Genomic DNA, 26,522 nt, shown 5'->3' on the forward strand with positions numbered 1-26,522 from the left:
CAAGGGCAATGGTGGCAGCGGCAACAACTGGGCCTGCGCAGCGCGGTGAGGGAAGGCGCGCGACCGGTCAACGCGAGGTAGCCGAGGCCGGGGCCGTAGCCGCCGAGGCCGGAGCACTGGCGCGGGATGCCCCGGTAGCCGGCGCAGCCGGTGCAGGGGCCGCAGCACCGCTGGCCGCCCCTTGCGGGCCTGCGGGTGCCTGTGCACGCCGGTTGCGGAAGAAGGCCCGGCGCTCTTCCTGCGACATCTTGGCAACCTGCTCGCGCTCCTGCGGGGTCAGGCTGGCCATCAGGGCGGCGCGTCGGGCGCCCGCGTCCTGCGCTGCGGCGTCGGCACGGGTGGCCACGGCGGCGTCAATCACGGCCACCTTGGCGCCTTCGCGCAGGCGGTCAATGCCATCGGTCACCACCTGCTCACCGTCTTGCAGCTCGCCCTCCACGCTCACGCGATCACCATCGGCCACGCCCACGCGGATGCGCCGCTGCGTCACGGTGCCATCGGGGCGCACCAGGTACACGTAGTTGTTTTGCACCGCCGTGCTGGGCACCGTGAGCACGTCTTTGAGCAGGTTGACCTGCAGCTTCACGTTGACGAACTGGTTGGGGAAGAGCAGGCCCTCTTCGTTGTCAAACGCCGCCTTGGCCTTGATGGTGCCGGTGGTGGCGTCGATGGCGTTGTCTACCGCGCCCAGGCGGCCCCGCGCCAGGCGCTGCTTCTGGTCGCGGTCCCACAGCTCCACCGGCAGGCTCGCGCCGCTGGTCAGACGCTGATTGATGGCAACCAACTGGGCCTCGGGTACCGAAAACACCGCATCAATGGGCCGCACCTGGGTGATGGTGACGATGCCTGTAGCGTCTGACGGGCCGACCACATTGCCCCGGTCGGCCTGGCGCAGGCCCAGCCGCCCGCCAATGGGGGCGGTGATGCGGGTGTAGCTCAGCTGCAGCTTGGCCGCATCCACCTGGGCCTGGTCGGCCGCCACGGTGCCTTCGAGCTGGCGCACCAGGGCTTTTTGGGTGTCTACCTGCTGACTGGCAATCGAGTCTTTGGCCAGCAGGTCCTGATAACGCTGCAAATCGAGCTGCGCGTTCTTGAGCTGGGCCTGGTCGCGCTGCAAGTTGCCTTGCACCTGCGTCAGCGTGGCCTGGTAGCTGCGGGGGTCAATCTCGGCCAGCAGTTGCCCGGCTTTGACCTCGTCGCCTTCCTTGAACTTGATGGACAGCAGCTCGCCACTGGCCTTGGCGCGCACCACAGCGGTGGCGCGGGCGCTCAGGGTGCCAATGGCGCTGACCATGACGCGCACATCCTGGCGCTGCACCACGCCCACCGATACGGGCTGCGCGCCGCCTGCCCCGCTGAACCGCCCCGGTGCCCGGGCAGCGCCGGCTGCGGGGGCGCCAGCGGCAGCAGGGGCTTGCTGCTGCTTCCACCACCAGCCACCTGCACCGGCCAGTGCGACCAAGACCAGCAACACAAACCACCACAGGGCGCGACCAGTTTGGCGCGCAGCAGAAGGGAAACGGCGAAGGAATGATTGGGCAGGCATGAAGGCGCAGCAAAGTGAAAACCGAAGCCGTATGGTAGCCACGCACTCCAATTTGCCCCCAGGCAGGGGGCTGGATTTACCAAGGCTTTACGAAGGCCCCGCATGCACGCGCGGGGCCTGCAGGGCTTCAGCGCTGAGAGGCCAGCAGCAGGCCGCCCGCCCCCATGAAGAAGCCGCCCGTGGCCTTGTTCAAACGCACCACCCCACGCGATGTGCGGATGAAGCGGCGAATCTGGCGCCCGCCGGTGGCATAGACCGCCGTCGAGACAAATTCAGACATCAAATAGATAGATCCCAGCACCAGAAACTGGGACGCTGCGGGCCGCGATGGGTCGATGAATTGCGGGAAGATGGCCGCAAACAGCACGATGGCCTTGGGGTTGGTGATGCCCAGCAAAAACTCCTGGGAGATCAGGGCTCTGAGCTGGACGGGGGCCTGGGTTGGCGCCACCTCACCGTTGTCCAGCATTTGCAAGCCGCCAAATTCGCGGCTGCGCCAGGCGCGCCAACCCAGCCAGAACAGGTAACAAGCGCCCACCCATTTCACGACCGTGAAGGCGGTTTCAGACGCCAGCAGCATGGCGCCCAGGCCCACCGCAGACACGGTCAAAAAAATCGCAAACGCGGCCACACGCCCCAGCGTCGCAATCAACGCAGCGCCCACCCCGGCGCGAATGCCGTTGTTCAGGCCGCAAAAATTGTTGGGGCCGGGCGTGAGGGAGATGGCAATCGCCACCGGAACAAAAAGCAGGGCATCCATGCGGTAAATCTCCAGGAAGAGTCTGCCCACGATCACCCCGGGGCCGCGCACCGGTCTTTGCGGGATCGTAAACAGGCTCAGAGTGTAGGCCCGCGCACCCAGCCCTGCAGTGCGGGGACATTGTGGGCGGCGACGTGACCCACAGATCATTCGCGCGGGGGCAACTCCAGCACCTGTGTCCACCGCACCCCAGGCAAAGGCGCGTAGTGGGCCACCACCACGGCACGCTCGGCCCCCTGGCAACTGCGGCCCAGGGCTTGGGCCAAATAGACCACCGAGGGCTTGTCCAACCCGGCAATAGGCTCGTCGATCAAGGTCAGCCGCGCTTGGCTGGCCAGGGCTGCGGCCATGCAGACCTTGCGGCGTGTGCCGGTGGACAGGGCGTAAAAGGTTTTGTCCAGGTGCTCTGCCAGCGCAAAGCCCTGGATGTGCAGCGCCAGGGCTTCAGCATCCCAGCCAGGGTAGCGCCGGGCCTGAGCGTCCAGCCAAGCCTGTGCGGTCCATGGGTCGAGAGTGTCAGAGCGAGGGTCGGCATGGAATACCTGGGCGCGATACGCCTCAGGAGACTGCCCTGCACTGATGCCATGCAGCGTGAGGCGCCCTTGCTGGGGCGTCAGCTCTCCCGCCAGCAAGCGCAGCAGGGTGGTCTTGCCCGTGCTTTCGTCCCCACACACCAGCACCAGGCCGACCCCAATGCGGGCTTGGAAGCCTGAAAACACAGGGGCGTTGGGATAACCGAAATGCAGATCGTCGATGGACAACAAAGGGCTGGCGGATGGCATGGTGACAAGCAGATGAAGGTGGCGAGAGCCGGGGGTTGGGTGGCGCATTGTGCTCCGCCACCACCGCGACAATCTGCACAATGCCTGCCCTAAGCGCCCGTTCCAGCCACCATTGCACCCCACCGACCATGACACTCAGCTACCTTGATTTTGACTACAGCGAAGACTACGAGGGCACGGGCACCTTCGATGCCATGGCCAGCGTGACCCCCCAGCAATGGCCAGCCTTACAAGCCGAGGTGGCCCAGGTGCTGGTTTGGTGCGCGCAGCAATTCACAGCAGGCCCAGCCCCCTTGGAGGATGGCGGTGACTGGGATTACGACCTGCAAGGCAGCGAGGAAACCGTCGCCCCGTTGGCTCTGCAATTCAACCCCGCCACAGGCGCGGTTGAGCGCAGGGTCGGAGCACCGGGTGCGCCCCGCATCACCCTCACGTTGTCCATCAGCGGCAGCCCGTCGTTTTGCCAGGCCCTGCGCAGCGCGTTTGACCTCACGTAAAAGCGCTCGCAAACCCCCTTGATGGCAAGGGGCAAAACATCGGCGCAGCAGGCCCTGCGGCCCAAAGCTACAGTCCGAAACTTAACGGTTTTTAAATGACTGGAGAGTATCGATGCTGAAACGCCGCCAATTTCTGGGTGCCGGCCTGGGCGCATGCGCCTACGCCGCTGGCTCGTTTGTGCCTGTGTGGGCCCAAAACGCGCCGAACTTGGGTACCCCCGCACTGCCCTCGCCGGGCTTTCGCCGCACCAAGGTGGGCGATGCCGAAGTCATTGCCGTGATCGACGGCATTGCCCGGCGCCCGCTGGGTGAAGAGTTTGTCAAAAATGCCCCATTGGCCGAAGTGCGCGCTCTGCTGGCGACACAGGGCCTGCCCACCGACTACATCGATGTGCCCTTCACCCCCTTTGTGGTGATCACAGGCGGGCACAAGGTGCTCATCGATACCGGGCTGGGCGATTTTGGTGGCCCTACCGCAGGCAAGTTGCTGGAGAACCTGCGCGCAGCGGGTGTGCCCGCATCTGACATCGACACCGTGCTGATCAGCCACTTCCATGGGGATCACATCAACGGTCTGCGCAACAAGGCAGGTGAGCTGGCGTTTCCAAAGGCCAAGGTGATGGTGCCTGCGGCTGAATACGCGTTCTGGATGGATGACGCCCGCATGGCCGCGGCCCCCGCTGGGCAAAAAGGGGCTTTCGAAAATGCACGCCGCACATTCAACGGCATGGCGCCGGACATGCTGGTGCAGTTCGCTGCGGGCAGCGAGGTGCTGCCGGGTGTCCGTTCTGTGGCGGCCTACGGTCACACCCCTGGGCACACGTTGTTTGAAGTGGCATCTGCCGGCCAGAACTTCTTTTACCTGGCCGACCTGACCAACGTGCCTGCCCTCTTCGCCCGCAACCCCGATTGGGCAGTGACCTTTGACATGGATGCCGAAGCGGCCCGCAAGGTACGCCGCGAAGTCTTTGCGCGGGTGACCGCGAGCAAGGCACTGGTGGGCGGATTCCACTTCCCGTTCCCGGCTTTTGGCAAGGTGGCCGCTTCGGGCAATGGGTTTGCCTTTGAGCCTGGCGTGTGATGACCCTGAGTCCCATGCTCCATCGGCCCACCCGGCGCACTCTGCTGGCGGCAGGCCTGGGCATGGAAGTCCTCCCCGCTTGGGCCGACGGCGATGTGCAGGCCCTGTTGCGGGCAGGCGGCGTGGTGATGGCATTTCGGCACGCCACTGCGCCTGGCACCTTCGATCCACCGCAGTTTCGCCTGGACGACTGCGGCACCCAGCGCAACCTGAGCGAGGCGGGGCGATCGCAGGCCCGGCGCATGGGTGACTGGTTTACGCAGCGCCAGTTGCAGCCAGCGCAAGTCAAATCCAGCCCTTGGTGCCGGTGCATCGACACTGCTGCACTGGCCTTCAGGCCACCCGAGATCTGGAGCGCCTTGGGCTCGCCCCATGGGGCGCCGGAAACCACCGGTGCCAGCCACTTGCGCGAACTGCGCGATGCACTGCAATTGGCGTCGCAGCGCACTGGACGGTTCGATGTGTGGGTGACACACATGTTCGTCCTGCAGGATTTGGTTCAGGCTAATACCCAGTCGGGCGAAGGGCTGGTGCTGCAAGCGCAGGCATCTGGTGCGGTGCGCGTCCTTGCTCGGCTGCAGATTGCATAGCACAGCGCGTATATCCGAACCACTCACCGAAGACTTCAAATAGCGCTACTCAAAGGCACTGAAGCACGCGTGCGACAACCTTTTTTTGGTGGTGGCCCGCGACCTATGGCCTAATATCTGTTTTCCACCATTTTTCCAGAGACCTTCCATGGGCAACAAGATCGTTACCGAAGCAGACCGCAAGCGCACACCCCGCCCCACGCCCGTGCCCGGCTACACATTGGCCACCCCAGGCCGTGGCCAGCGCGTGAGCCTGGAGCGCGGTGTTGCAACCCGCAGCAAGAAGAACCCTGGCAAGCGCTCCAAGAAGGGCGGCTAAAGCCTGCTGGGGTCCGTCGAGGGCCTCAGAACAAAAAAAGCCAACCGTTCGGTTGGCTTTTTTCATGGCCGATGCGCAACCGCCGTCACAGTGGAGCTGGTTGTGTCTCGGAGAACCCGCGAGCAGGCAGGACGATGTGGAATGACGCGCCTTTGGGTGACAAATTGCGGGCAAATATCTGCCCCCCCATGGCTTCGATGATTTTGCGGCAAATGGCCAGCCCCAAGCCCGTACCGCCCGAGCCGTCCTTGGTTTTGCTGGACTGAACGAAGGCCTCAAAAATCGTCTCCAGCTCCGCCTCGGGCACCCCGGGGCCTTCATCACGCACTTCCAGGTGCACCTGCCCTTGCGAATCCACGCGCCCCAGCAGCCTGATGGCCGAGCCTTGGGGCGAGAACTTGATGGCATTGGCCACCACGTTGCGAATGACCTGCTGCAACCGCAAAGGATCGACCTTGGCAACCAGGGGCAGGTCGGACATTTGCACGTGCATCGATTGTTGGTTGCGGGTGAGCAAAGGCTCCAGCTCCTGCACCACCGGGTGCACCAGCCCCCGCAAGTCGATGCGTTCCAGATGGAATGTGCCCACCGTGCTTTCGAGCTTGGAGACCTCCAGCAAATCATTGACCAGGGCCAGCATGCGCTGCCCGGCCGAGTGAATGTCTTCAAACATACCCGCCAGGCGCGGCTCCGCGCGTCCACGCAAAGCACCCAGCTCAGCAAACCCCAGGATCGACTGCAAGGGGGTGCGCAGTTCGTGGCTCATGTTGGCCACAAACTCGGACTTGGCCCGCGATGCCTCCTCGGCTGCTTGCCGGGCCTCCTGGGTGGCACGCTCGGCTTGGCGGAATTCACTCACGTCCACAAAGATGGTGAGCACACCCGAGGCCTTGCTCTGCACATCGGGGATGACAGCCTTGATGACACGCGTTTCACGCCGCGTCCCATTGCCATGGAGCACCTTGGTCTCATAAAAGGTCTGCCCGCCGCAAGCCACCAATTGCCGGTTGTGCTCTTGCTCTTCCTGCGCTTCGTTGGCGGGTAAAAAGCCGCTCAACCGGCGCCCCACCACCATGGCCCGCTCCAGGCCTTTGTACTCTTCCCACGCACGGTTGACCTGCACCACCACCCCATCGGCCTGGGTAACCGCAATGGGCAGTGGGTTGGTGTCCAGCAGCAGATTCTGAAAGGCAATCTGCTCCTGCAAACGGCGCTGCGCGGCCCAGCGCTCGGTCACATTCACAGCGCTGCCGGCAAACCCGACAAAGCGCCCTTCCGCCTGCAAGGCCACCAGGGCCACGTCGAACTGCAACTCACGCCCGTCACCCAGGCGGACCATGGCTTGGCAGTTTCGCACCCCTGCGGCGGCCAGCGGGTCCAAGGCGGCCGTGACGGCGCTGCGGCTGGCGGGATCGACGATGTCTTGCAGGCGCTTGCCAATGGCCTGCTCGGCCGGGCTACCGCTGAAAGCAAGCCAATGGGCATTGACGTAGGTGATGACCCCATGCACGTCGGTGCGGAAGATCAGCTCTTGCACGCTGCGCATCAGCACGCTCAGTTCACGCTCGCTCTGGGCAATGCGCTGCTGCGCACGGTCTGCGGCCAGGCGGGCCGACTCACGCAGCCGCACCGTTCGCCAAATGGCAAAAGTAAGCCCCACCACCAGCAGCACCAGCACGCCGCCCACCCCCAGCAATGCGCTGGCACTGTAAAACCAATTCCAGGCGGCATGGCTGTACGACTCTTCCACAATCACCACCAGCGGCTTGGTGCCAGAGGTGCGAAACGCCAGGATTTGCCGCTCGCCCAGGGCGCCCTTGCCGATGTAAGAAGCATGCTCGCGCGCAGGCAGAAAATTAGTAAACACCGGGATGCTGCCCACGCTGGAGCCCACCAGGCGTGCGCCTTCCCGAGACCCTGCCAGCACGCCGCCCCGGTAGGTGGTGATGACGGAGTCATAGCTTTCGGTCTCCAGCGTCAGGTACTGGAAGTTGGAGAACGCATCCGGATTGGCCAAGCCCACCAGCACCAGAGGCCGGCCAGCCTCGGTCACAAAAGACTGCAGCAGTGGAAGGAAGGCCAAGCCTTGGGGCACCTCTTGCGCGGCCCCTGCGGCACGTATGGCACCCAACCCACGGCCCATGATCAACGGCCCAATGCTACTGCGCCCCACGGGGCCTCGCGGTCCGAGCTGGTCCATATTAATGCGCATGCCCGCTTCGCTGCCATTGGTGCTGGCCACCACATTGCCATGCACGTCCACCACGGCAATCGCTCGCAAAAAGGGCAAACCCAACAGCGCTTGGTTCAGCGCAGCCTGCATGCGCTCAGCGTCTGGTGCAGAGGCTCGCAAAACAGGAGATGCCGACAGCGCATCCAGCGCCATCTCACCCGACTCCAGCGTGCGCGTGGCTTGGTCTTCCAGCACCCGGGCCAGCAATGCTGCGTGGGCTTGGTCTGCGGCAATCGTGCTGCGAAAGTCACTCACCGCCAGCAAGACCACTGCCAGCAACGCGCCGAGCGCTGCCAGGGCCCCGCCCACCAGCACCAAGGTGCTGGCCTTCGACCACCGCCCCAGTGCAATGGCAGAAGTGCTGGCAGGTGCGCGTGTGCGGGCCATACTTACCGCACCACGATCGGCCCCAGGCCATGGTTACCCGCCGCACGCTCCAGCCGCCCGTCGCGTTTGATGCGGGCCACAAAATCGTCGACCGTGGCAAGCCACTTGGCGTCACCAGGCTTGACCGCGTAGGCGTAAGGAATCACCGAAAAGGGGGCGGGCGAGGTGATCAGGCGGGCCCAGTCTGCGTTGTCCAGCAAACGCCGGCTGTACGGATAGTCCGTCATGAACACATCCACCCGGCCAGCCACCAGCTCGCGCTCGCGGGTCGCGGGCAGCTTCACCCGCACCAGTTGCGCGTGCTTAAGGCGCTGCTCCATGACGGGCTCCATGAAAGTGCCCGCCTGCACCGCCACCAGCACGCCGGGCTTGTCGATATCAGCCCACTGCCTTATGACCTGGTTGCTCTTGGTGGTGATGCCGTAGATGTCACTGCGCAAGTACGGTTGGGTGAAGCGCAGCTTCTCGGCGCGCTGCTCAGTCACCCCAATCGCAAACATGGCTACGTCGCAGCGGTCTGCAGTGAGGTCCCCCACCAGTGCGGGAAAAGATGAATCCACATACTCCACGCGCACTTTCAGATCGGACGCAAGCTGGGCAGACAACTCAATGTCTACGCCCCCCAGCTCCTGCGTGCGCGCATGGCGGTAGGTCACGCCGTAGTACTCGGGCCAGATGCACACCCGCACCACGCCACTGGCACTCACCCTCTCAAGCACCGTCTGCGCGTGGGCAGCCACAGCTGCCAGCAAGCTCCCGGCAACCACTGTGCAACGAAGCAACGATAAAAACCGCATGGCAATCGCTCTCAAAAGAGGGAAGAAATGGTGAGGAACAACCGGCACTCAGCCCCGATTGACAGGGACCCGGCAAAGCCGGGCGCGCAACCAGACCACGGTGGTGGCACTCAACACGCAGGCAGTGGTCCAGATCATGCTGCGGCCTCTATGCGGTAGATGGTTTCCAGCACCTGCAAGGTGCTGAAGGGCTTCATCAGGTAGTCATCGGCACCGGCGGCCATGCCAGCCTCGCGATCACCGGCCTGCACGCGTGCTGTCAACAAAATCACTTTGGTGAAGCGGGTGGCGTGGTCGGCTTTGATTTGGCGGCACACTTCCAGCCCATTCAAGGTGCCGGGCATCATGATGTCCAGCAGCACGATGTCGGGGCAGATCTCCCGGCTCAAGGCCAAACCCGCATCACCGGTCGATGCTTCATGGATTTCGAAATCATCGAATTCCAGCGTCATCTTCAACAGTTTGCGAATGTCGGCATGGTCTTCAACGATCAGAATTTTTTTCATGGCATGCTCTTGCGAATGTTTTAACAATCTGCTCCACAGCGAAGCCGGTTGGCGCCAGGGTTTAAGTCCGACGTGAAGCAATCATATCAATCATTTGTATCAAATGCAAATCCTTTTAAAGCGATAAAAAAAAGAGGAAAATGCGCAACTCATGAAATCTGAAAAAACTCCACCACCTTCTTTGGTACAGGATCACTACACCACCCTGGAAGTTGCCAGCATGCTGGGACTGGCGGTGCGCTCGGTGCAGCTGATGGTGGACCGCAATGAACTGGAAGCCTGGAAGACCCCAGGCGGTCACCGGCGCATTTCGCGGGCCTCGGTTGAACAGTGGATCAATGCCCGCACGGGCGCCAGTGGCAAAACTGCTGCGGTGCCGCAAGCAGCGGCGCACGCTGCGGATGGCAGCGCTCCAAGCGCGCCATCCACCCGCGCCCGCGGCAGTGCCCAGATTCTGCTGATCGAGGACTCCATCCACTTCCAGAACCTGGTGACGCTGCTCGTCAACCAGCACTTTCCTGGCGCCGTGCTGCACACGGCCAACGATGGCATCACGGGGCTGGCCATGTACGGCCAGATTCAGCCTGACGTGCTGATCGTGGACATCCTGTTGCCCGGCATTGACGGCGCCACCCTGATCACCACCCTGCGCTCGCACCCTCAATTTGCACGCAGCCGCCTGATCGTGGTGACATCGCTGGACGAGCAGCAGCGAGAGCCTTACGCCTTTGCCTTGCAAGGCGTGACCGTCATCCACAAGCCCCAGCTGGTCGCAGAGCTGCCGGCCGCCTTGGCGCAAACCCTGCCAGCCAAAGCCGCATGAGCCACGCCGCTGCCCCCTGCGTTTTGCTGGTGGAGGACGACTCCTCCATCACCCGCTTTGTTGAGATGGCACTGGACCAGCTGCCCATTGAGTTGCTGACCTGCACCACCGTGCCTGCCGCTGTCGCGCTACTGCAACAACGCGATGTGAAGCTGGTCATCACCGATTTGATGCTGCCAGGCGAATCAGGCATCTCGCTGGTAAAGCGCATGGCAGCAGACCCCCTGCTGGGGCGCGATACGCGGGTGGCGGTGTTCAGCGCAGGCCTGACGCCTGCTGTTAAAGACCAGCTGGAGGACTTGAACCTCTGGCGCGTTTTGTCGAAACCCATTGCGGTGCAAGAGCTGGAAAACTGCGTGCGCGATGCGCTGGCAACCCAAGCCGCTGCAGACGCCTTGGCACAGGCATACGCTCCAGCGCCCTTTCCCCCATCGCCGGCGCCAACGCCCATTGACGCAGAGGGGGTCAGCGCGCCTTGCACGCCAGCAGAAAAACTGGCCATCACCACCCACTTTGGGGGCGATGCCCAGCTGTTCACCACCTACCGAGCCGCCTGCCTCAAACAATTTGCCGCCGATGTACACACAGGGGACACGGCTGCACAAGCGCAAGACTGGCCTGCCTTGCGCAGGCTGGCCCACAGCCTGGCCACCGTGCTGCTGACCTTGGGCCGCCCCGAAGACAGCCTGACCGCCCGCGCCCTGGAAGACGCTGCAGCGGCCAATGCAGCACCCGCCTGCCTCACAGGCTGGGGCCAATTGCGCACCCGCCTGGGCACCAGCATCTGAAACGCAGCCCAGGCAGCGCCCATTCGCTGTCACCCACGGGATCAAGGGCGTGTAGACAAAGCGAGTAAAGCTGCTCCAATACGCCACCATGATCACCGTTCACCACCTCGAAACTTCGCGCTCGCAGCGCATCCTGTGGCTTCTGGAAGAGCTGGAGCTTCCGTACGAACTCAAGGTGTACCAGCGCGATCCACGCACCAAGCTGGCGCCCCCTGAACTCAAAAAAGTCCACCCCCTGGGCAAGTCCCCGGTGATCACCGATGGAGACACCGTGGTGGCAGAGTCCGGGGCCATCATTGAATACTTGGTAGAGACCTACGCAGCGCAGGCCCCACAAGCCATGCCAACGCTGCAACCGGCCCTGGGCACGCCAGAGTACCGCCAATGCCGCTTCTGGATGCACTATGCGGAAGGCTCGCTGATGAACTGGCTGGTGATGAAGCTGGTGTTCATGAGCATCCCCAAGCAGCCCATGCCCTTTTTTGTGCGCCCCATCGCCAAGGCACTGTGCGGCACCGTGCAGCAAAAGCTGGTGGACCCGAATGTGGACACGGCCCTCGACTTCATGGAGGACCATCTGGCACAGCACCCCTGGTTTGCAGGCCCGCACCTCACCATGGCTGACTTTCAGATGAGCTTTGCGGTCGAGGCTGCGCTTTCTCGCGCCAAGCCGGGCAAGCCCCGCCCGCACCTGCTGGCCTACCAACAACGCATGCAGGCCCGCCCCGCCTACCAGCGTGGCATCGCCAAGGGCGGGCCCGTAGTGATGTCCAGCTGACTTTGAACAGGTTCTGCTCTTAGCGCACCCCGCACACCAGCGCGCCTGCATCGTTGTGCAGCACCTCGCGTTCGTTCTTGGCCTGGGCCACGGCCATATCGCGGGGCAAGGTCACACCGTTCTTGACGGCCAAGATCTCCGCCATCACGCTCACCGCGATCTCGGGTGGCGTCTTGCTGCCGATGTACACCCCAATCGGGCCACGCAAGCGCTGCAGTGACGCCTCTGTCTGCCCAAAGTGCTCCACCATGCGGGCGCGACGCGCCTCGTTGTTGCGCCGGGAACCAATGCCACCGATGTAAAACGCCTCAGAGGCCAAAGCCTCCAGCAAGGCCAGGTCGTCCAACTTGGGGTCGTGCGTGAGGGCCACCACGCAACTGCGCCGATCGGGCTTGAAAGCCGTCACCACGTCGTCGGGCATGTCGTTCACCACCTTGGCGCCCGGCACATTCCAGCTGCCCCGGTATTCCTCACGCGGGTCGCACACCGTCACGGCAAAACCATTGAACAGCGCCATGGTGGCCAGGTACTCCGCCAATTGCCCCGCGCCGATGAGCAGCATGCGGTACTCGGGGCCAAAGGTGTTGGTGAGCTGCTGCGCGTCCACCGTCAGCTCGGCGGGCGCAGCAGCAGGCTGCAGGCTCACCGCCCCATCGGCCAACTGCACGGTGCGTTGCACCAGCTGGCCCTGCTCCAGCTGCGCCACCAGCTGGCCCAGGCTTTGGGGCTGGGGGTCGTATTCCAGCAGCAGCTCCAGCGTGCCCCCACAGGGCAGGCCAAAGCGGTGCGCTTCGTCGGCGGTGATGCCGTATTTGACGAACGTGGGCGGGCCGCTGGGGATGGTGTGGGGCAAGCCCCGGTCGGCCCCGGCGGGCTGGGCATAGGCGCGGGTGTGGCGGTCGATCAGGTCGTCCTCAATGCACCCGCCAGACACGGAACCCACCACCGCCCCGCTCTCGCACAGCGCCATGATGGAGCCCACCGGCCTGGGGGACGAACCCCAAGTGCGCACCACCGTGGCCAGCATGGCGCGCTGCCCGGCCACGCGCCAGCCCAGCAAAGTGCGCAGCACCATCACATCCAGGTTTTCCATACGGCCTCCGTCATCCACGCACTTGGCAACGCCGATCGCTCACTTGGCCAGCCAGAAAAGTGCCGCCATTCCCCCTGCGCCAATGGCCACCCACACCCAAGGGGGGAAAACACTGGGGGTTTTGGCGGCTGCCGCTGTAGGCAGTGCCTGCAGCGCATCGGGCTGGGTGGGGGTTTCCAGCATCACCGTGTCTTGCAACAGGGTGTCCTGGATCTGGGTGTCGGCGGCGTCTCGGGGGTAGCGGCGTTGCATTTCGTTGTCGAACCGTTTGAAAAAATCTTCCGCCATGGTCTTGGCGGCACCATCGATCAGCCGCTGGCCCAGCTGGGCAATCTTGCCGCCCACCGTGGCATGCACGGTGTAGTGCAGCTCACAGCTGGACTGCCCAGCGGCATCTGCGGGCAAAGGCACCAGCTTGACTTGCGCTTGGCCTTTGCCAAATCCGGCCACCCCACCCGAGCCATCGAAGGCAATGGTGTAGCTCTCGGGCGGCACGATGTCTGCCAGGGTGATCTTGCCGGCGAACTTGGCAGACACGGGCCCAATCTTGAGCGCCATGGCCACTGCGTACTGATTCTCGCCGCTGGCCTCTACCTTGTCGCAACCGGGGATGCATAGTTTGAGAACCTCAGGGTCATTGAGGGCATCCCAAGCCTGCTGCTGGCTGACGGCAAGGGTGCGGCTGGCTTGCATTTCCATGGTGGTTTCCTCTTGGTTTTGGGCGGGTTGTTCTGAAATCGGTCATTGATCGGTCATTGCCGCAGCGCAGCAGCCAGGCTGGCCGCCAGGTCCTGCAGACGGCCCAGGTTGTGCACCGCCACCATGCCATGGGCCTGGCGATGCAGCTCGCTGGCACCCCGCGCCGTGGGGGCATAACCCTCAAAGCGCAGCAGGGGGTTGAGCCACAGCAGGCGGCCACCGTGGCGGCGCAGCCAGCCCAGCTCCTGCGCCAGCACCTCGGGCTCGCCCGTGTCCAGCCCGTCGCTGATCAGCAGCACCAGCGTGCGCCGCCCCACCAGGCGCCGGGCATGGTGCTGCCGCAACTGCGCCAGGCTGTCGCCCATGCGCGTGCCGCCTGCAAAGTCGTTGATGGCACGGCTGGCCACCTGCAGCATGGCGTCCGTGTCGGCCAGGCGGAACGCAGGCGTGAGGTCCGTCAGCCCCGTGCCAAACGCGAACACATCGCGCCGAACACTTGCGCCCGTGTTGCGCGGCGCGGTGGCGGCATGCAAGAAGGCCAGCAGCAGCCGCGCATAGCGTTCCATGGAACCCGACACATCCACCAGCACCAGCAGCGGCAAGGGTTGCTGGCGCCGCTGCAGCAACGGCACGCGCAGCACCTCGCCACCGCTGCGCGCCGCCAGGTGCATGGCGCCCGGCCAGTGCGGGCGGTGGCCCCGTGCACCAGGCCGGGTGCGGCGGGCCGCGTAGTGCGGCAGGGGCAACGGCACCTCGCGGGCCAGTCGCTCCACCAGCAGGTATTCGCTGGCGGAGAGCTGGTTGAAATCGGCCTGCCGCAGCCGTTGCAGGTCACTCGCCGTCATGGCGGCATCGAAGTCCACCTTGCCTTCTTCGCGCGGCGGCGGTACGTTGCGCGCGGCGCGCACCGGGGCCAGTGCCTCGCTCACGCGCGGGCGGCGCTTGGCGGGATCGGCCTTGGACTCGGCGCTGGGCAGCATCTGTGCCAGCAGTTTCTGGGCCACGTTGGGGTTCTTGAAGTAGGCATCGAACAGCTCGCGGAACACCAGCCGGTCTTGCTCGCGGCTGACCAGCACGGCCTCCAGCGCGGCGCAAAAGTCCTCGCGCTGCAAGCCCACCAGCATCACGGCCTGCTGGGCCAGCGCCATGCGGGCGGCGTCCACGCGCACACCGGCGCGGCGCAAGGTGCGGCCAAAGCCGCTCAGGTTGTCGGCCAGTTTGCCCGTGCGGGCATCGCCGAGCTGGGAGATGGTTGCGCCTTGGGCCATGGCTGCGCCTTCACACCGCCTCAGGCTTCTGCGGGCTGCAGCAGCTGCGCCGCCATGTCGCGCGTGAGCGCCGCCACATCCTCGCGCTGCTTGAACAAAATGCCTGCCGTGTCGGACACCACCTCCGGGTCCACCACGATGGTGTCGAGCGCGACCAGCGCCTTGGCCCATTCCACGCTTTCGGCAATGCCCGGCGCACGCTGGAAGGCGTTGACAAACGGCTGGCTGCGCAGGCGGCCCACGAACTCGGCCACCTGCTGGGCCAGCGCTGCGCTGGCGCCCGGCACCTGGGCACGCACGATGGCCAACTCGCGTTCTCGCTCGGGGTAGTCCAGCCAGTGGTACAGGCAGCGGCGCTTGACGGCGTCGTGCAGATCGCGCGTGCGGTTGCTGGTGAGGATGGTGACCGGTGTGGCCGTGGCTCGCACCGTGCCGATCTCGGGGATGCTGACCTGGTACTCGCCCAGGTATTCAAGCAGGAAGGCTTCGAAGGGCTCATCCGCCCGGTCCACCTCGTCAATCAACAGCACGGCGCCGGGCGCGGGCGCCTGCAGCGCTTGCAGCAAGGGGCGGCGGATCAGGTAGCGGTCTTGATAAACCTCGCGCTCCACCTGCGCCATGTCGGCACTGCCCTTGCCTTCGGCGGCGCGCATGTGCAGCAGCTGGGCCGCGTAGTTCCATTCATACAGCGCCTCGCGCTGCTCCAGGCCGTCATAACACTGCAGGCGGATCAGGCTGCGCGCAAGCACTTCAGACAGGGCTTTGGCCAGCGCGGTCTTGCCCACACCGGGCTCGCCCTCTAGCAGCAGCGGGCGCTGGAGTTTGAGCGCCAGGAACACCGCCGTGGCCAGGCGCCGGTCGGCAAAGTAGCCCACGCTTTGCAGGGCTTGCACCAGGGCATCAACAGAGGCTGGGGAACTCATTGCTTCTCTTTTGATAGCTGCTTGCGCTTGATAGATAAGCGCTAGAGGCCAATTTGGCTATAAATCACTCTTCTCAATGCGGCGCCCTTGATCCTGCAAGCTCCGCCCGAACGGTTGGCGCGGCCCGCGCCGCAGGCCGTAGGGTCGCCGCGCCCCCGGCTGCGTTGTCGGGTTACGCCCTTGCGGGCTAACCCGACCTACGGTGTTAGGCGCCCTGCTCAACCAAGCATCTTCTGCACCGCCCGCTGGGTTTGCACGCTGATGAGGTTGGCGCGGTAGGCGGCACTCGCGTGGATGTCGCTGTTCAGGTCGCTGGCGTCGATCTGCACGGCAGCAGCGGCTTGTGGGGTGAAGCTCTGGTTGAGCGCTGCCTCCAGCCCGGCGTGGCGGAACACGCTGGTGGCCGCGCCAGTGATGGCCACGCGCACGCCGCCATCGGTCTGCGCCACAAACACGCCCACCAGCGAGAAGCGCGACGCCGCCTGCTTGAACTTGAGGTACGCCGCGCGTTTCGGAATCGGAAAACGGATGGCGGTGATGATCTCGCCCTCTTCCAGCGCCGTGGTGTACATGCCCACAAAGAAGTCGTCGGCCTTGATTTCGCGCTGGTTGGTGATGACCGTGGCGGAGAGCCCGAGCACCGCACTGGGGTAGCAGGCGGCAGGGTCGTTGTTGGCCACCGAGCCGCCCAGCGTGCCGCGTGCACGCACCTGGCGGTCGCCAATGTGGGCAGCCAGGTCGGCCAGCGCAGGGATGGCGGATTTCACATCCGCACTGGATGCCACGTCGGCATGGCGTGTCATGGCACCAATGACCAGCGCGTTGCCCTCGCGGCGGATGCCCGCCAGTTCGGCAATGCTGTTCAGGTCCACGATCTTTTCAGGGTTGGCCAGGCGCAGCCGCATGGACGGCAGCAGGCTTTGCCCGCCCGCGAGCAGTTTGCCGCCCTGGGCGATGAGCTGCGCGGCAGCGGCGGTGGAGGAAGGCGCTTCAAAAGTGAATGCGTACATGGTGGATCTCCTTATGCCTTGGCGTGTTGAATCGCTTCCCAGACGCGGTGCGGCGACGCGGGCATGTCGAAGTCCTTCACACCCAGGTGTCGCAGCGCATCCAGCACGGCGTTGATCACCGCCGGTGGCGAGCCAATGGCCCCGGCCTCGCCGCAGCCCTTGGTGCCCAGCGGGTTGTGGGTGCAGGGGGTGCACACATGGCCCAGTTTGAACTCGGGGAAGTCATCGGCGCGCGGCATGGCGTAGTCCATGAAGCTGCCGGTGAGCAGCTGGCCCGTCTCGCGGTCATACACGCAGTTCTCCAGCAGCGCCTGGCCAATGCCCTGCACCAGTCCGCCATGCACCTGCCCTTCCACGATCATGGGGTTGATGATGGTGCCGAAGTCGTCCACGGCCGTGAACTTGTCCACGCGTGTGCTGCCGGTTGCGGGGTCGATTTCCACTTCGCAGATGTAGGTGCCTGCCGGGAAGGTGAAATTGGTCGGGTCGTAGAACGCGGTTTCGTTCAGGCCCGGCTCCAGCACGTCCAGCGGGTAGTTGTGCGGCACATAGGCCGTGAGCGCCACCTGGCCGAACGGGATCTTCTTGTCCGTGCCGCGCACGGTAAATTCGCCGCCACTGAAGTCGATGTCGGCGTCACTGGCCTCCATCAAATGCGCCGCGATCTTCTTGGCCTTGGCCTCGATCTTGTCCAGGGCCTTCATGATGGCCGCGCCGCCCACGCTGATGGAGCGTGAGCCATACGTGCCCATGCCGAACGGCACGCGGCCCGTATCGCCGTGCACGATGTCCACGTTCTCCACCGGGATGCCCAGGCGCGCGGCCACCACCTGCGCAAAGGTGGTCTCATGCCCCTGACCGTGGCTGTGCGAGCCGGTGAACACCGTCACGCTGCCCGTGGGGTGCACGCGCACCTCGCCGCATTCAAACAACCCGGCACGTGCGCCCAGGGCGCCTGCGATGTTGGACGGCGCAATGCCGCAGGCCTCGATGTAAGACGAATAGCCCAGGCCGCGCTTGAAGCCCTTGGCCTCGCTGGCCGCCTTGCGCGCCGCAAACCCGGCCACGTCGGCCAGCTGCTGCGCCTGCGTCATGCACGCGTGGTAGTCGCCAATGTCGTACTGCAGCGCCACCGGCGTCTGGTAGGGGAACGTGGTGATGAAGTTGCGCTTGCGGATCTCGTCCTGGCCCAGGCCCAGCTCCCACGCGCAGCGGGTGACCAAACGCTCCAGCAGGTAGGTGGCCTCGGGCCGGCCCGCGCCCCGGTAGGCATCCACCGGCGCGGTGTTGGTGAACCACGAATCCACCTCCACATAGACCTGCGGCGTGGTGTACTGCCCCGCCAGCAGCGTGGCGTACAGGATGGTGGGCACGGCGCTGGCAAAGGTGCTCAGGTACGCACCCAGGTTGGCGTCGGTGTGCACGCGCATGGCGAGGAACTTGCCGTCCTTGTCCATGGCCATCTCGGCGTGGCTGATGTGGTCGCGGCCATGCGCGTCCGACAGGAAGGACTCGCTGCGGTCGGCCACCCACTTGATGTTGCGGTTGAGCTTCTTGGCGGCCCAGGTCAAACACACGTCCTCGGCATACAGATAGATCTTGGAGCCGAAGCCGCCGCCCACGTCGGGCGCAATCACGCGCACCTTGTGCTCGGGCAGGCCCATCACGAAGGCCGTCATCAGCAGGCGCTCGACATGCGGGTTCTGGTTGCTCACGTACAGCGTGTACTCGTCATTGGCACGGCTGTAGCTGCCGATGGCGGCACGCGGCTCCATGGCGTTGGGGATGAGCCGGTTGTTGATCAGGTCCAGCTGGGTGACATGCGCGGCGCCCGCAAACGCGGCGTCCACCGCGCCCTTGTCGCCAATGGCCCATTTGAAGCAGTGGTTGTCGGGCGCAATATCGTGCAGCGCCGCACCCGCCACCGCGCCCGCAGCGGCATCGGCCACATTGACCACGGCGGGCAGCACGTCGTAGTCCACCTCCACCAGCTCGGCCGCATCGCGCGCCTGCTGCAGCGTCTGGGCCACGACCATGGCCACATGGTCACCCACGTAGCGCACCTTGCCCTGCGCCAGGATGGGGTGCGGCGGCTCCTTCATGGGCTCGCCATTGGTGCTGGTGATGAGCCAACCGCAGGGCAGGCCGTTGATGTTGTCGGCCGCCACGTCGGTGCCCACAAACACACCCAGCACGCCCGGTGCGGCTTTGGCCGCGCTGGTGTTGATGCTGTTGATGGCGGCATGCGCGTGCGGCGAGCGCACAAACACCGCATGGCTTTGAGCGGCCAGCACCACGTCGTCGGTGTACTGGCCCGCGCCGGTGAGGAAGCGGTAGTCCTCCTTGCGCTTGAGCGATTCGCCAATGTGCGGCAGCTTGGAAAAGTCGGATGCACCCATGGTTCTTCTCCTTTTTGTTTAAGCGGAAGCCATGGCCTTTTGGCCGACCTGCACCGCGCGCACGATGTTCTGGTAGCCCGTGCAGCGGCAGATGTTGCCTTCGAGCAGCTCGCGGATCTCGCCTTCGCTCGCGCCGGGGTGGTTCTTGCACAGGTCCACCGCGCTCATCACCATGCCGGGCGTGCAGAAGCCGCACTGCAGGCCGTGGCATTCCTTGAACGCGGCCTGCATGGGGTGCATGGTGCCGTCGGCAGCGGCCATGCCTTCGATGGTGGTCACCTCGGCCCCCTGGGCCTGCACAGCCAGCATGGCGCAGGATTTGACGGCCTGGCCGTTGACGTGCACGGTGCACGCGCCGCACTGGCTGGTGTCGCAGCCCACATGGGTGCCGGTCAGCAGCAGGTGCTCTCGCAGCGCATGGACCAGCAGGGTGTTGGGAGGCACATCTACGCTGGCCGCACGGCCATTGACGGTGAACTGCACTTGCATCTGGCTGTCTCCTGGAGGGGGGTTGGCTGGATTCGCACACAGCATCTTGAAACGCCCCTGCCCCCGCCTCCCTAGGGACAACCCTAGAAACGCCGGGCGCTGCACGGGATATTCTCAAAATGAAACATGCTGCACTGCACACGCGCCCAGCATGGAACGCCCTTGCCACCCAGCCTCGCACGCCCCCGCCTCCCGGCGCGCCGCAGGCCCTGCTCCGGGGACTTCGATGCTTGCTGCTTCCGATCCGCCATCCCACCGCCAGGCCCTGATCCAGAGGGCCCGGCAAAGCATGCTGCTGGGCGCGGGCGGCGAGGCGCCGCTGGAGCCGTGGATCACCCGCTCGTGGCAACGCTGCCTGGCGGCCGGTCTCAGCCCCGGACAACGCGTGGTGTTCGAGCCCATCACCGGCCCCACGCTGCGCCACTTGGCCGAGGAGAGCCATGCGCTGGTGCATGCAGCGCGCCCGGTGCTGGAGCAGCTCACCCGCGCCATCGCAGGCATGCGCTACTTCGCCATGCTCACCAACGCACGCGGCGTGGTGATCGATGTGCAAGGTGCCGTAGACCGGCAAGACCCACGCACCCGGCTGATCGGCCGCGTGGGGGTGGACCTGTCCGAAGCCGCCGTGGGCACCACCGCCATCGGCACGGCATTGAACGAGCTGGCGCCCGTCTGGCTGCACCGGGGTGAACACTTTTGCGACGACAACGGAGCCTATAGCTGCGCAGGTGCCCCGCTTTTTGACCCTGAAGGGCACTGCGTGGGCATGCTGGACTTGACGGGGGTGGACGTGCCCGAGCGGCCTGAACTGCGGCACCTGGTGGCGCGGTCTGCCCGAGCGATGGAAGACGCCCTGCTGCTGCAGCGCCCCCACAGCCTGCGCCTGCGCTTGAATTGGCCCGGCAGCCCGCTGGGGGGAGACAACGACGGCCTGGTGCTGCTGGACGCGGACGGCTACCTGCTCGGCAGCAACAGCACCGCCCGCCAGCTGATTCCCACGCCTTTGCAGCCGCCAGGCACGCGCATGCACTGCTCCGATGTGCTGGCCCTGCCCTGGGCCCAGCTGTTTGACGCAGCAGCGCGCCACCACCCTGCGCCGCTGGATTTGCCGCTGTGGTCAGGGCTGCGCTTGCATGCCCTGGCGCAGCGCCCCAGCGCCACCGCACCCACCCCGCTGCGCGCGACGGAAGCCGCCCTGATCCACCAAGCGGTGCAAGACGCCCGTGGCAACGTGGCGCAGGCCGCACGCGCCCTGGGCATCAGCCGCGCCACGGTGTACCGCAAGCTGGGCAGGCATTAGGGCCCTCTGCATACATCACCACGCATCACCGCGCAGCGTGCGCCTGCAGCCTCGGGCAACCTGCGTTGTTGCCAAGCCTCGCCGCCCCTGCCGATCTGCAACGCTCACTTGCCGCCGTGGTGCGCAAAGCCCCCTGGGGCACCAAAGGTCAAAACAAAAACGACCTCCAGCGCTTATTCAAAAAGCGCAAGCAGCTATCAAATAAATAGCACACCCAAGGCCGATCACCCCGCCACGGATCACCTCTTTGCAGCCCTGCGGGACCGCCCCTGGTTGCCCCCAAACCCGCAGTGTGCCCGCAGCGCGTGACGCCATAGTGGATGCCTTTTGCGCCCAAGGGGCACTGGCACCGCACCGCCTTGGCTGCGGTATCTTTGGCGCCCAAAGACACACCAACAACAGGAAAGGGAGAACCATGCCACACCCTCTGGACCGCACCCACTGGCCGTGGTGCCAGCAGGCCAACACCGCCCACCCAGGCCGACCATGAAGCACCTGCTGCTTTTGCTGGCCATCGCCCTGGGGCTGTATGGCGCATGGCAACTGGCTGGCGCCTCTGCCCGCCAACGCACGCAGCGGCTGCTGCACACCCATGCACGCCGCGTTGCGGCCATCGTTGCACTGCTGCTGGCCCTGCTGGCACTGGCTTACTACCTGCCCGCCCTCCCCATTCTGTGAAGACCACCATGCCATTCATGAAAACCATCACCAGCCACCTGCGCACTCCCTTGCTGCTGGTTGCAGCCGCCTGGCTGAGCGCCTGCAGCCAGATCGACACCGGCAACGTCGGCGTAGAGCGCACGCTGGGCAAGGTCAGCCCTGAGGCGCTGCCCCCGGGCATTTACTTCACCCTGTTCAAAACGGTGGACGAGTTCACGGCCAAAGAGGTCAGCTTCTCGCTGGAAAACCTGACCCCGAAAAGTCGCGACAACCTCACCATGAAGGACGTGGACATCGACATCTATTACAAGACCACCCCCAGTGCCGTGCCCGGCCTGTTCACCAAGTACCAGGGCGACATGGTGCAGCACCGGCAAGTGGTGCGCGAGGGCACCGCGGACTACGTGATTGCCTACAGCCGCGTATCGCGCGAAGCCCGCGAGGCCATCTACAAGGCCATCGCCCAGCTGGACGCCACCACCATGCACACCAAGCGCACCGAGCTGGCCGAAATGGTGCGCGACGGGCTGCAAAAAGAGCTGGACGCCAACGACAAAGGCGCCTTCACCGTGACGGCCGTGAACGTGCGCAACCTGCTGACGGACCCCGCCATTGAAGCGGCCATACGCCAACGTGCCGAGACCGACCAGGCCATCGAGCGCAAGCGCAAAGAGGTGGAGCTGGCCAAGGCCGAAGCCGAGCGCCTGGTGGTGGAGGCCAAGGGCCAGGCCGAAGCCAACGAGATCATCAGCCGCTCGCTCACACCGGCCCTCAAGGAGATCAAGCTGGCCGAGTTGCAGCGCGATGCGGCCATCGCCATCGCAGGCAAGGCGGGCAACACGGTGCTGCTCAATGGCGGCACGCCGTTGGTCAGTGTGGGCGGCAGCAAGTAACGAGGCGCGGCTTGCGGCGGGTGGCGGAAGGCCCAGCACTCGCCCCGGGCCCGCAGTGAAGAGACCCCGGCGCAAGAACTTCGACGGGCTCAGCTCATAAAAATGGGGCCTGAGCAGCCTGAGGCAGGCCAAAAATCAGAGGAAATTGGCCTCTAGCGCTTATGAATCAAGCGCTAAAAGCTATTAAATGTATAGCAAATAGATAGCAAATCCATGACATGGCCTGCGTTTCACAGGCCCGACAGGGCCAGCACCACGGACGTGTCTTCCACCACCAGCACCACCCGGCTGCCCACGCGCAAGCCACTGCCCGGCGCCGCAAAGCCCACCATCTGCACGCCCGTGGCACGGGTGCCCAGCATCAGCTCAGCGGCCACCTCGTCGCCCAAGGCACCGCGCACCACCCGCACCGCCTTGGCGGGCAGGCGGTAGGTGCTGGCGGGGGCCTGCGGCACGGGGGCGCCCGGCGCCGCCCGCTCGACCCGCACGGCGGTGGCCTTGCACAGCGCCTGCACCGCAAGGCCGGGTTGCAGGCCCAGCAACTCGGCGCTTTCGCGCGTGATGCGCGCGGCCAGAAAATCAGCGCCGTCGCTCCTGTCACTCTCGGGCGGCTCGCAGGCCCACTCGCCCGCCGCAGCCAGGGCCAAGCCCAGGTGCACCAGCACAATTTGCCCATGCACTTGCAAGCCCTGAACCACGCAAGGCCACTGGTTGCGCATGCTGGTGCGCACCGCCAAGCGGGCCACCGCACGGCCTGCATGGGGGTCGGCCTGCCAGCGCGCCAGCACGGCGCCACGCGCCTGGGCCATCGCATCGGCTGCGGTCAGCAGCTGCTGGCCCGCCTCGGTCAGCACCGCACCGCCGCCGCCTGCCCCACCCACCGCGCGCTTGACCAGGGGGGTGCCCGCCAGATTGGTGAGGGTGTCCACCGCCTGCCACGCGGCCTTGTAGCTCACGCCCACGGCTCGGGCAGCTTGCGAGATGGAGCCGCCCTGGCCAATCTGGCGCAGGATGTCGATGCGTTTGTCAGACAGCGCATGGCCCAGCGCGTCAGAGAGAGAAAGAGAAGCAGGCATGGGTCGATGATGCCTGAGCGCTGATGGCGCGCAGGCCTCTCCCGCAACTCATAAAGGCTTGCGCCGCGCCCCGGCCACGGGCTTCAAAGACTTCTGTTTGCGCTCCAGCGCGCCCGCCGCAGCGGCCTTGAGCAGCCGCTGGAACGACGGGCATTGCGCGTGGCTCTCGGCCGGGCAGGCCGCTGCGTGCCGCAGGCCATGGCTCATGGCCTTGAGGCGTTTGACCATCACATCGATCTCATCGGCCTTGGCCGAGAGCAGGTGCCGGTCGATGCTGGGCTGGCCGCTGGGCAGGAACATGGAGCGGATCTCGTCCAGCGAGAACCCCGCCGACTGCCCCAGCGCAATCAATGCCAACTGCTCCAGCACCCCCGGGGCAAACCGGCGGCGCTCACCCGGCTGGCCCACCGAACTCACCAACCCCTTTTCCTCGTAGTAGCGCAGCGTCGAGGCCCGCAGGCCCGAGCGTTTGGCAACTTCCGAAATGTCCATGAAAAAACCTCTTAAAAATCTGTTGACTTCAAGTTGACTTGAACTTCTATAGTGAATTCATACCGTTCCTGCGTCAATGGTTCAAGGGGTTTTATGGCTTTTCAATGGCAAGACTTTCCGCTCGCCCTGCTCATGGGCATGGGCGCCACCGCCGTCATGGACACCTGGCTGGTGCTGCTGCGGCACCTGGGCGTGCCCACGCTCAACTTCGCGTTCATCGGCCGTTGGGTCGGGCATTTGCTGCAAGGCCGCATCGCCCATACCGCCATCGCCAAGGCGCCACCCATCTGGGGCGAACTGGCCTGGGGCTGGCTCACGCACTACGCCGTGGGTGTGGGCTTTGCCACCGTGCTGCTGGGCATGGTGGGCGCGGACTGGGTGCACCACCCCACCCTGCTGCCCGCACTGGCCATGGGCGTTGTCACCGTGGCTGCGCCACTGCTGGTGATGCAACCGGCCATGGGCTCGGGCTTTGCCGCATCGCGCACGCCCACCCCACTCAAAAACTGCCTGCGCAGCCTGGCCAACCACACCGTGTTTGGCTTCGGCCTGTACCTGTCTGCACTGGCCATCGGACTGGTTTCACGATGACCGCCCTCACGCTCAACCCCCAGAAAACCTTCAAGGAAATCACACCATGCAAAACATAGCCATCGCCTATCACAGCGCCCACGGCCACACCGCCCACATTGCGCAGCAGGTCTGCGAGGGCGCCCAAGGCGTTCCAGGCATCCAGGCCGAGCTGCTTCGGGCCGAAGACCTGGCCCTCAATCCAAATGCACTGCTGCGCTACGACGGCCTCATCCTCGGCTCGCCCACCTACCTGGGCGGGGTGTCCGGGCCGTTCAAAACCTTCATGGACGCCACTGGCGGCCTGTGGAAAACGCAGCAGCTCAAAAGCCGACTCGCGGCGGGCTTCACCGTGTCATCGCTGCCTGCGGGCGACAAGCAGTCCACCCTGCTGTCGATGTTTGTGTTTGCCATGCAGCACGGCATGGTGTGGGTGGGCAACCCCATCCTGCCTGAGCAGCATGCGGGTGTGCCGTACGACGAAGCCGCCAACCGGCTGGGCTCCTGGTCGGGCCTGATGGCGCAGGCAGGCCATGGCTCGCCCGCTGATGCGTTTGCCCCGGGCGATGTGAAAACGGCCCGGATGTTTGGCCACCATTTCGCGCAAACCCTGCAGCGCCTGGGGGCTGCGGCCACCCTGCAGCCACAAGATAAGGTCGCCGCATGATCCCCGCCCGCTATGGCCCCGTGCTGTTCAGCCTGATCCTGTCGGGCACCATGTCGCTGCTGGTGTCGGGCATTGCCACCTACCGCACGCTGCCGCTGCACTCGGGCTTTGCAGGCCTGTGGATGAACGCCTGGCTGAGCGGGTGGTTGTTCGCCTTCCCGGCGGTGATGCTGGCCGCGCCGCTGGCCCGCCGGGTAGTGGCCTGGCTCACCCGTCCAAACCCTGCAAAACCCAGCCCATAGCAATGCGCCCAGAAGGTGATTGCAGGCCAGTGCCTATACTCTCGCTATTCCATTAATGAATAGCGTTTTACGCCGCCACCCCATGTTCCATCGCGTCGCGCCCCTGACCCGCCACCTTTTGCTGGCGGGGTTCGCCTTCTCTGTGCTGCAGGCCGCGCACGCCGACACCGTCTCGGTTGCCGTGGCGGCCAACTTCACCGCCCCCATGCAGAAGATTGCGGCCGCCTTTGAAGCCGACACCGGCCACAAAGCCGAGCTGTCGTTCGGTGCCACGGGCAAGTTTTATGCGCAGATCACCAACGGTGCGCCGTTCCAGATCCTGCTGTCGGCCGACGACACCACCCCTGCCAAGCTGGAGAAGGATGGCAAAGCCGTTGCCCAGACGCGCTTCACCTACGCCATCGGCACGCTGGTGCTGTGGAGTGCCCAGCCCGGCTATGTGGACGCCCAGGGCCAGGTCCTGCAGACCGGAGACTTCAAGCACCTGGCGCTGGCCAACCCCAAGCTGGCCCCCTACGGCCTGGCCGCCACGCAAGCCATGGACAAGCTGGGGCTGACTGCCAAACTGCAACCGCGCTGGGTGCAGGGCGAGAACATTGCCCAGACCTACCAGTTTGTCGCCAGCGGCAATGCGCAGCTGGGCTTTGTGGCCTTGTCTCAGGTGATGGTGGACGGCAAGATCGCCCAGGGATCGGCCTGGCAGGTGCCCGCACAACTGCACGACCCCATCCGCCAGGATGCCGCGCTGCTGCTGCCGGGCAAAGACAGCGCGGCGGCAGCGGCGCTGCTGAAGTACCTGCGCGGTGACAAGGCCCGCGCCATCATCCAGGCCTACGGCTATAGTTTCTAACCCG

At 65.1% G+C, this 26,522-nt stretch carries 29 protein-coding genes; 14 read left to right on the plus strand and 15 right to left on the minus strand.

The window, feature by feature from the left end; all coding sequences use genetic code 11:
- Positions 1-67: 67 nt before the first annotated feature.
- From EAG14_RS13055 to EAG14_RS13065, 3 genes are all read right to left on the minus strand, one after another.
- A complete protein-coding gene (locus tag EAG14_RS13055; RefSeq protein ID WP_371414421.1) occupies positions 68-1,474 on the minus strand; it encodes an MdtA/MuxA family multidrug efflux RND transporter periplasmic adaptor subunit in 1,407 nt (468 codons plus the stop codon).
- Positions 1,475-1,673: 199 nt separating this feature from the next.
- Entirely contained in the window at positions 1,674-2,306 is a 633-nt protein-coding gene (locus tag EAG14_RS13060; protein WP_121730468.1) for a LysE family translocator, read from the minus strand.
- 146 nt (positions 2,307-2,452) lie between these two features.
- Positions 2,453-3,088, minus strand: coding sequence for an ATP-binding cassette domain-containing protein (locus EAG14_RS13065; protein WP_121729111.1), 636 nt, complete (start codon positions 3,086-3,088; stop codon positions 2,453-2,455).
- Between the two features lie 128 nt (positions 3,089-3,216).
- Here EAG14_RS13065 and EAG14_RS13070 point away from each other — a divergent pair, with 128 nt between their 5' ends.
- The 4 genes from EAG14_RS13070 to EAG14_RS22845 all read left to right on the plus strand — a co-directional run bounded on the left by EAG14_RS13070 (position 3,217) and on the right by EAG14_RS22845 (position 5,575).
- Entirely contained in the window at positions 3,217-3,585 is a 369-nt protein-coding gene (locus EAG14_RS13070; RefSeq protein ID WP_121729112.1) for a hypothetical protein, read from the plus strand.
- Between the two features lie 112 nt (positions 3,586-3,697).
- Positions 3,698-4,666 (plus strand): MBL fold metallo-hydrolase, encoded by a 969-nt coding sequence (locus EAG14_RS13075; RefSeq protein ID WP_099655030.1) that lies wholly within the window; start codon positions 3,698-3,700, stop codon positions 4,664-4,666.
- Positions 4,666-5,256 carry a histidine phosphatase family protein gene (locus EAG14_RS13080; protein ID WP_121729113.1) on the plus strand — a complete coding sequence of 197 codons (591 nt, stop codon included), beginning with the start codon at positions 4,666-4,668 and terminating at the stop codon, positions 5,254-5,256. The genes EAG14_RS13075 and EAG14_RS13080 overlap by 1 nt, the downstream gene beginning before the upstream one ends.
- Before the next feature lie 148 nt (positions 5,257-5,404).
- Complete coding sequence (locus EAG14_RS22845; protein ID WP_162995995.1) at positions 5,405-5,575, plus strand: hypothetical protein; 171 nt, start codon at positions 5,405-5,407, stop codon at positions 5,573-5,575.
- 85 nt (positions 5,576-5,660) lie between these two features.
- Here EAG14_RS22845 and EAG14_RS13085 read toward each other — a convergent pair whose 3' ends face one another.
- The 3 genes from EAG14_RS13085 to EAG14_RS13095 all read right to left on the minus strand — a co-directional run bounded on the left by EAG14_RS13085 (position 5,661) and on the right by EAG14_RS13095 (position 9,498).
- Positions 5,661-8,195: an ATP-binding protein gene (locus EAG14_RS13085; protein ID WP_121729114.1), complete on the minus strand. Its 2,535-nt coding sequence runs from the start codon at positions 8,193-8,195 to the stop codon at positions 5,661-5,663.
- A gap of 2 nt (positions 8,196-8,197) precedes the next feature.
- Positions 8,198-8,992 (minus strand): ABC transporter substrate-binding protein, encoded by a 795-nt coding sequence (locus tag EAG14_RS13090; protein WP_121729115.1) that lies wholly within the window; start codon positions 8,990-8,992, stop codon positions 8,198-8,200.
- A gap of 134 nt (positions 8,993-9,126) precedes the next feature.
- Positions 9,127-9,498: a response regulator transcription factor gene (locus EAG14_RS13095; RefSeq protein WP_121729116.1), complete on the minus strand. Its 372-nt coding sequence runs from the start codon at positions 9,496-9,498 to the stop codon at positions 9,127-9,129.
- A 151-nt stretch (positions 9,499-9,649) separates the two neighbouring features.
- On the opposite strand from EAG14_RS13095, the gene EAG14_RS13100 reads away from it, so the two are divergent.
- The 3 genes from EAG14_RS13100 (at position 9,650) to EAG14_RS13110 (ending at position 11,887) form a co-directional block, all read left to right on the plus strand.
- Positions 9,650-10,321, plus strand: coding sequence for a response regulator (locus EAG14_RS13100; RefSeq protein WP_121729117.1), 672 nt, complete (start codon positions 9,650-9,652; stop codon positions 10,319-10,321).
- Complete coding sequence (locus EAG14_RS13105) at positions 10,318-11,109, plus strand: two-component system response regulator (RefSeq protein WP_121729118.1); 792 nt, start codon at positions 10,318-10,320, stop codon at positions 11,107-11,109. The genes EAG14_RS13100 and EAG14_RS13105 overlap by 4 nt, the downstream gene beginning before the upstream one ends.
- Before the next feature lie 88 nt (positions 11,110-11,197).
- Positions 11,198-11,887 (plus strand): glutathione S-transferase, encoded by a 690-nt coding sequence (locus EAG14_RS13110; RefSeq protein WP_121729119.1) that lies wholly within the window; start codon positions 11,198-11,200, stop codon positions 11,885-11,887.
- Positions 11,888-11,906: 19 nt separating this feature from the next.
- Here the strand turns inward: EAG14_RS13110 and EAG14_RS13115 are convergent, their stop codons facing one another.
- From EAG14_RS13115 to EAG14_RS13145, 7 genes are all read right to left on the minus strand, one after another.
- A complete protein-coding gene (locus tag EAG14_RS13115; RefSeq protein WP_121729120.1) occupies positions 11,907-12,980 on the minus strand; it encodes an XdhC family protein in 1,074 nt (357 codons plus the stop codon).
- 39 nt (positions 12,981-13,019) lie between these two features.
- Positions 13,020-13,679, minus strand: a complete 660-nt coding sequence (locus EAG14_RS13120; protein WP_121729121.1) for a CoxG family protein — start codon at positions 13,677-13,679, stop codon at positions 13,020-13,022.
- A 53-nt stretch (positions 13,680-13,732) separates the two neighbouring features.
- Positions 13,733-14,947 carry a VWA domain-containing protein gene (locus EAG14_RS13125; RefSeq protein WP_121729122.1) on the minus strand — a complete coding sequence of 405 codons (1,215 nt, stop codon included), beginning with the start codon at positions 14,945-14,947 and terminating at the stop codon, positions 13,733-13,735.
- Positions 14,948-14,967: 20 nt separating this feature from the next.
- Complete coding sequence (locus EAG14_RS13130) at positions 14,968-15,870, minus strand: MoxR family ATPase (protein ID WP_121729123.1); 903 nt, start codon at positions 15,868-15,870, stop codon at positions 14,968-14,970.
- Positions 15,871-16,088: 218 nt separating this feature from the next.
- Complete coding sequence (locus EAG14_RS13135; protein ID WP_121729124.1) at positions 16,089-16,880, minus strand: xanthine dehydrogenase family protein subunit M; 792 nt, start codon at positions 16,878-16,880, stop codon at positions 16,089-16,091.
- 11 nt (positions 16,881-16,891) lie between these two features.
- Positions 16,892-19,279, minus strand: a complete 2,388-nt coding sequence (locus tag EAG14_RS13140; RefSeq protein ID WP_121729125.1) for a xanthine dehydrogenase family protein molybdopterin-binding subunit — start codon at positions 19,277-19,279, stop codon at positions 16,892-16,894.
- An 18-nt stretch (positions 19,280-19,297) separates the two neighbouring features.
- Positions 19,298-19,768, minus strand: a complete 471-nt coding sequence (locus EAG14_RS13145) for a (2Fe-2S)-binding protein (RefSeq protein ID WP_121729126.1) — start codon at positions 19,766-19,768, stop codon at positions 19,298-19,300.
- Between the two features lie 226 nt (positions 19,769-19,994).
- Between EAG14_RS13145 and EAG14_RS13150 the strand changes: the two genes are divergently transcribed.
- From EAG14_RS13150 to EAG14_RS13155, 3 genes are all read left to right on the plus strand, one after another.
- Positions 19,995-21,068 carry a sigma-54-dependent Fis family transcriptional regulator gene (locus tag EAG14_RS13150; RefSeq protein WP_121729127.1) on the plus strand — a complete coding sequence of 358 codons (1,074 nt, stop codon included), beginning with the start codon at positions 19,995-19,997 and terminating at the stop codon, positions 21,066-21,068.
- A gap of 486 nt (positions 21,069-21,554) precedes the next feature.
- Positions 21,555-21,746, plus strand: coding sequence for a hypothetical protein (locus tag EAG14_RS22850; RefSeq protein WP_158236308.1), 192 nt, complete (start codon positions 21,555-21,557; stop codon positions 21,744-21,746).
- Between the two features lie 8 nt (positions 21,747-21,754).
- Positions 21,755-22,621: an SPFH domain-containing protein gene (locus EAG14_RS13155; protein WP_162995996.1), complete on the plus strand. Its 867-nt coding sequence runs from the start codon at positions 21,755-21,757 to the stop codon at positions 22,619-22,621.
- A 230-nt stretch (positions 22,622-22,851) separates the two neighbouring features.
- Here the strand turns inward: EAG14_RS13155 and EAG14_RS13160 are convergent, their stop codons facing one another.
- Positions 22,852-23,697, minus strand: a complete 846-nt coding sequence (locus tag EAG14_RS13160; RefSeq protein WP_121729129.1) for a TOBE domain-containing protein — start codon at positions 23,695-23,697, stop codon at positions 22,852-22,854.
- 48 nt (positions 23,698-23,745) lie between these two features.
- Positions 23,746-24,189 (minus strand): helix-turn-helix domain-containing protein, encoded by a 444-nt coding sequence (locus EAG14_RS13165; RefSeq protein WP_121729130.1) that lies wholly within the window; start codon positions 24,187-24,189, stop codon positions 23,746-23,748.
- 93 nt (positions 24,190-24,282) lie between these two features.
- Between EAG14_RS13165 and EAG14_RS13170 the strand changes: the two genes are divergently transcribed.
- The 4 genes from EAG14_RS13170 (at position 24,283) to modA (ending at position 26,518) form a co-directional block, all read left to right on the plus strand.
- The gene (locus EAG14_RS13170) at positions 24,283-24,780 is read left to right on the plus strand and encodes a DUF2938 domain-containing protein (protein ID WP_121729131.1); all 498 of its coding nucleotides are present in this window, start codon (positions 24,283-24,285) and stop codon (positions 24,778-24,780) included.
- Between the two features lie 46 nt (positions 24,781-24,826).
- Complete coding sequence (locus tag EAG14_RS13175; RefSeq protein ID WP_121729132.1) at positions 24,827-25,426, plus strand: flavodoxin family protein; 600 nt, start codon at positions 24,827-24,829, stop codon at positions 25,424-25,426.
- On the plus strand, positions 25,423-25,668 hold the full coding sequence (locus EAG14_RS13180) for a DUF2798 domain-containing protein (RefSeq protein ID WP_121729133.1): 246 nt from the start codon (positions 25,423-25,425) through the stop codon (positions 25,666-25,668). The genes EAG14_RS13175 and EAG14_RS13180 overlap by 4 nt, the downstream gene beginning before the upstream one ends.
- An 82-nt stretch (positions 25,669-25,750) precedes the next feature.
- Positions 25,751-26,518: a molybdate ABC transporter substrate-binding protein gene (modA, locus tag EAG14_RS13185; RefSeq protein WP_240456782.1), complete on the plus strand. Its 768-nt coding sequence runs from the start codon at positions 25,751-25,753 to the stop codon at positions 26,516-26,518.
- The last annotated feature ends 4 nt before the right edge of the window (positions 26,519-26,522 follow it).

This window comes from Acidovorax sp. 1608163, from assembly GCF_003669015.1.
Taxonomy (GTDB): domain Bacteria; phylum Pseudomonadota; class Gammaproteobacteria; order Burkholderiales; family Burkholderiaceae_C; genus Acidovorax.

What these genes read in the sequence shown, in the direction of transcription:
- EAG14_RS22850 (WP_158236308.1), top strand. Translation starts at nt 21,555, where the DNA reads ATGAAGCACCTGCTGCTTTTGCTGGCCATCGCCCTGGGGCTGTATGGC.
- EAG14_RS13150 (WP_121729127.1), top strand. Translation starts at nt 19,995, where the DNA reads ATGCTTGCTGCTTCCGATCCGCCATCCCACCGCCAGGCCCTGATCCAG.
- EAG14_RS13070 (WP_121729112.1), top strand. Translation starts at nt 3,217, where the DNA reads ATGACACTCAGCTACCTTGATTTTGACTACAGCGAAGACTACGAGGGC.
- EAG14_RS13160 (WP_121729129.1), bottom strand. Translation starts at nt 23,697, where the DNA reads ATGCCTGCTTCTCTTTCTCTCTCTGACGCGCTGGGCCATGCGCTGTCT.
- EAG14_RS13140 (WP_121729125.1), bottom strand. Translation starts at nt 19,279, where the DNA reads ATGGGTGCATCCGACTTTTCCAAGCTGCCGCACATTGGCGAATCGCTC.
- EAG14_RS13115 (WP_121729120.1), bottom strand. Translation starts at nt 12,980, where the DNA reads ATGGAAAACCTGGATGTGATGGTGCTGCGCACTTTGCTGGGCTGGCGC.
- EAG14_RS13085 (WP_121729114.1), bottom strand. Translation starts at nt 8,195, where the DNA reads ATGGCCCGCACACGCGCACCTGCCAGCACTTCTGCCATTGCACTGGGG.
- EAG14_RS13105 (WP_121729118.1), top strand. Translation starts at nt 10,318, where the DNA reads ATGAGCCACGCCGCTGCCCCCTGCGTTTTGCTGGTGGAGGACGACTCC.
- EAG14_RS13075 (WP_099655030.1), top strand. Translation starts at nt 3,698, where the DNA reads ATGCTGAAACGCCGCCAATTTCTGGGTGCCGGCCTGGGCGCATGCGCC.
- EAG14_RS13125 (WP_121729122.1), bottom strand. Translation starts at nt 14,947, where the DNA reads ATGGCCCAAGGCGCAACCATCTCCCAGCTCGGCGATGCCCGCACGGGC.
- EAG14_RS13095 (WP_121729116.1), bottom strand. Translation starts at nt 9,498, where the DNA reads ATGAAAAAAATTCTGATCGTTGAAGACCATGCCGACATTCGCAAACTG.
- EAG14_RS13180 (WP_121729133.1), top strand. Translation starts at nt 25,423, where the DNA reads ATGATCCCCGCCCGCTATGGCCCCGTGCTGTTCAGCCTGATCCTGTCG.
- EAG14_RS13080 (WP_121729113.1), top strand. Translation starts at nt 4,666, where the DNA reads ATGACCCTGAGTCCCATGCTCCATCGGCCCACCCGGCGCACTCTGCTG.
- EAG14_RS13170 (WP_121729131.1), top strand. Translation starts at nt 24,283, where the DNA reads ATGGCTTTTCAATGGCAAGACTTTCCGCTCGCCCTGCTCATGGGCATG.
- EAG14_RS13155 (WP_162995996.1), top strand. Translation starts at nt 21,755, where the DNA reads ATGCCATTCATGAAAACCATCACCAGCCACCTGCGCACTCCCTTGCTG.
- EAG14_RS13135 (WP_121729124.1), bottom strand. Translation starts at nt 16,880, where the DNA reads ATGTACGCATTCACTTTTGAAGCGCCTTCCTCCACCGCCGCTGCCGCG.
- EAG14_RS13145 (WP_121729126.1), bottom strand. Translation starts at nt 19,768, where the DNA reads ATGCAAGTGCAGTTCACCGTCAATGGCCGTGCGGCCAGCGTAGATGTG.
- EAG14_RS13090 (WP_121729115.1), bottom strand. Translation starts at nt 8,992, where the DNA reads ATGCGGTTTTTATCGTTGCTTCGTTGCACAGTGGTTGCCGGGAGCTTG.
- EAG14_RS13065 (WP_121729111.1), bottom strand. Translation starts at nt 3,088, where the DNA reads ATGCCATCCGCCAGCCCTTTGTTGTCCATCGACGATCTGCATTTCGGT.
- modA (WP_240456782.1), top strand. Translation starts at nt 25,751, where the DNA reads ATGTTCCATCGCGTCGCGCCCCTGACCCGCCACCTTTTGCTGGCGGGG.
- EAG14_RS13130 (WP_121729123.1), bottom strand. Translation starts at nt 15,870, where the DNA reads ATGAGTTCCCCAGCCTCTGTTGATGCCCTGGTGCAAGCCCTGCAAAGC.
- EAG14_RS22845 (WP_162995995.1), top strand. Translation starts at nt 5,405, where the DNA reads ATGGGCAACAAGATCGTTACCGAAGCAGACCGCAAGCGCACACCCCGC.
- EAG14_RS13100 (WP_121729117.1), top strand. Translation starts at nt 9,650, where the DNA reads ATGAAATCTGAAAAAACTCCACCACCTTCTTTGGTACAGGATCACTAC.
- EAG14_RS13060 (WP_121730468.1), bottom strand. Translation starts at nt 2,306, where the DNA reads ATGGATGCCCTGCTTTTTGTTCCGGTGGCGATTGCCATCTCCCTCACG.
- EAG14_RS13165 (WP_121729130.1), bottom strand. Translation starts at nt 24,189, where the DNA reads ATGGACATTTCGGAAGTTGCCAAACGCTCGGGCCTGCGGGCCTCGACG.
- EAG14_RS13175 (WP_121729132.1), top strand. Translation starts at nt 24,827, where the DNA reads ATGCAAAACATAGCCATCGCCTATCACAGCGCCCACGGCCACACCGCC.
- EAG14_RS13110 (WP_121729119.1), top strand. Translation starts at nt 11,198, where the DNA reads ATGATCACCGTTCACCACCTCGAAACTTCGCGCTCGCAGCGCATCCTG.
- EAG14_RS13120 (WP_121729121.1), bottom strand. Translation starts at nt 13,679, where the DNA reads ATGGAAATGCAAGCCAGCCGCACCCTTGCCGTCAGCCAGCAGCAGGCT.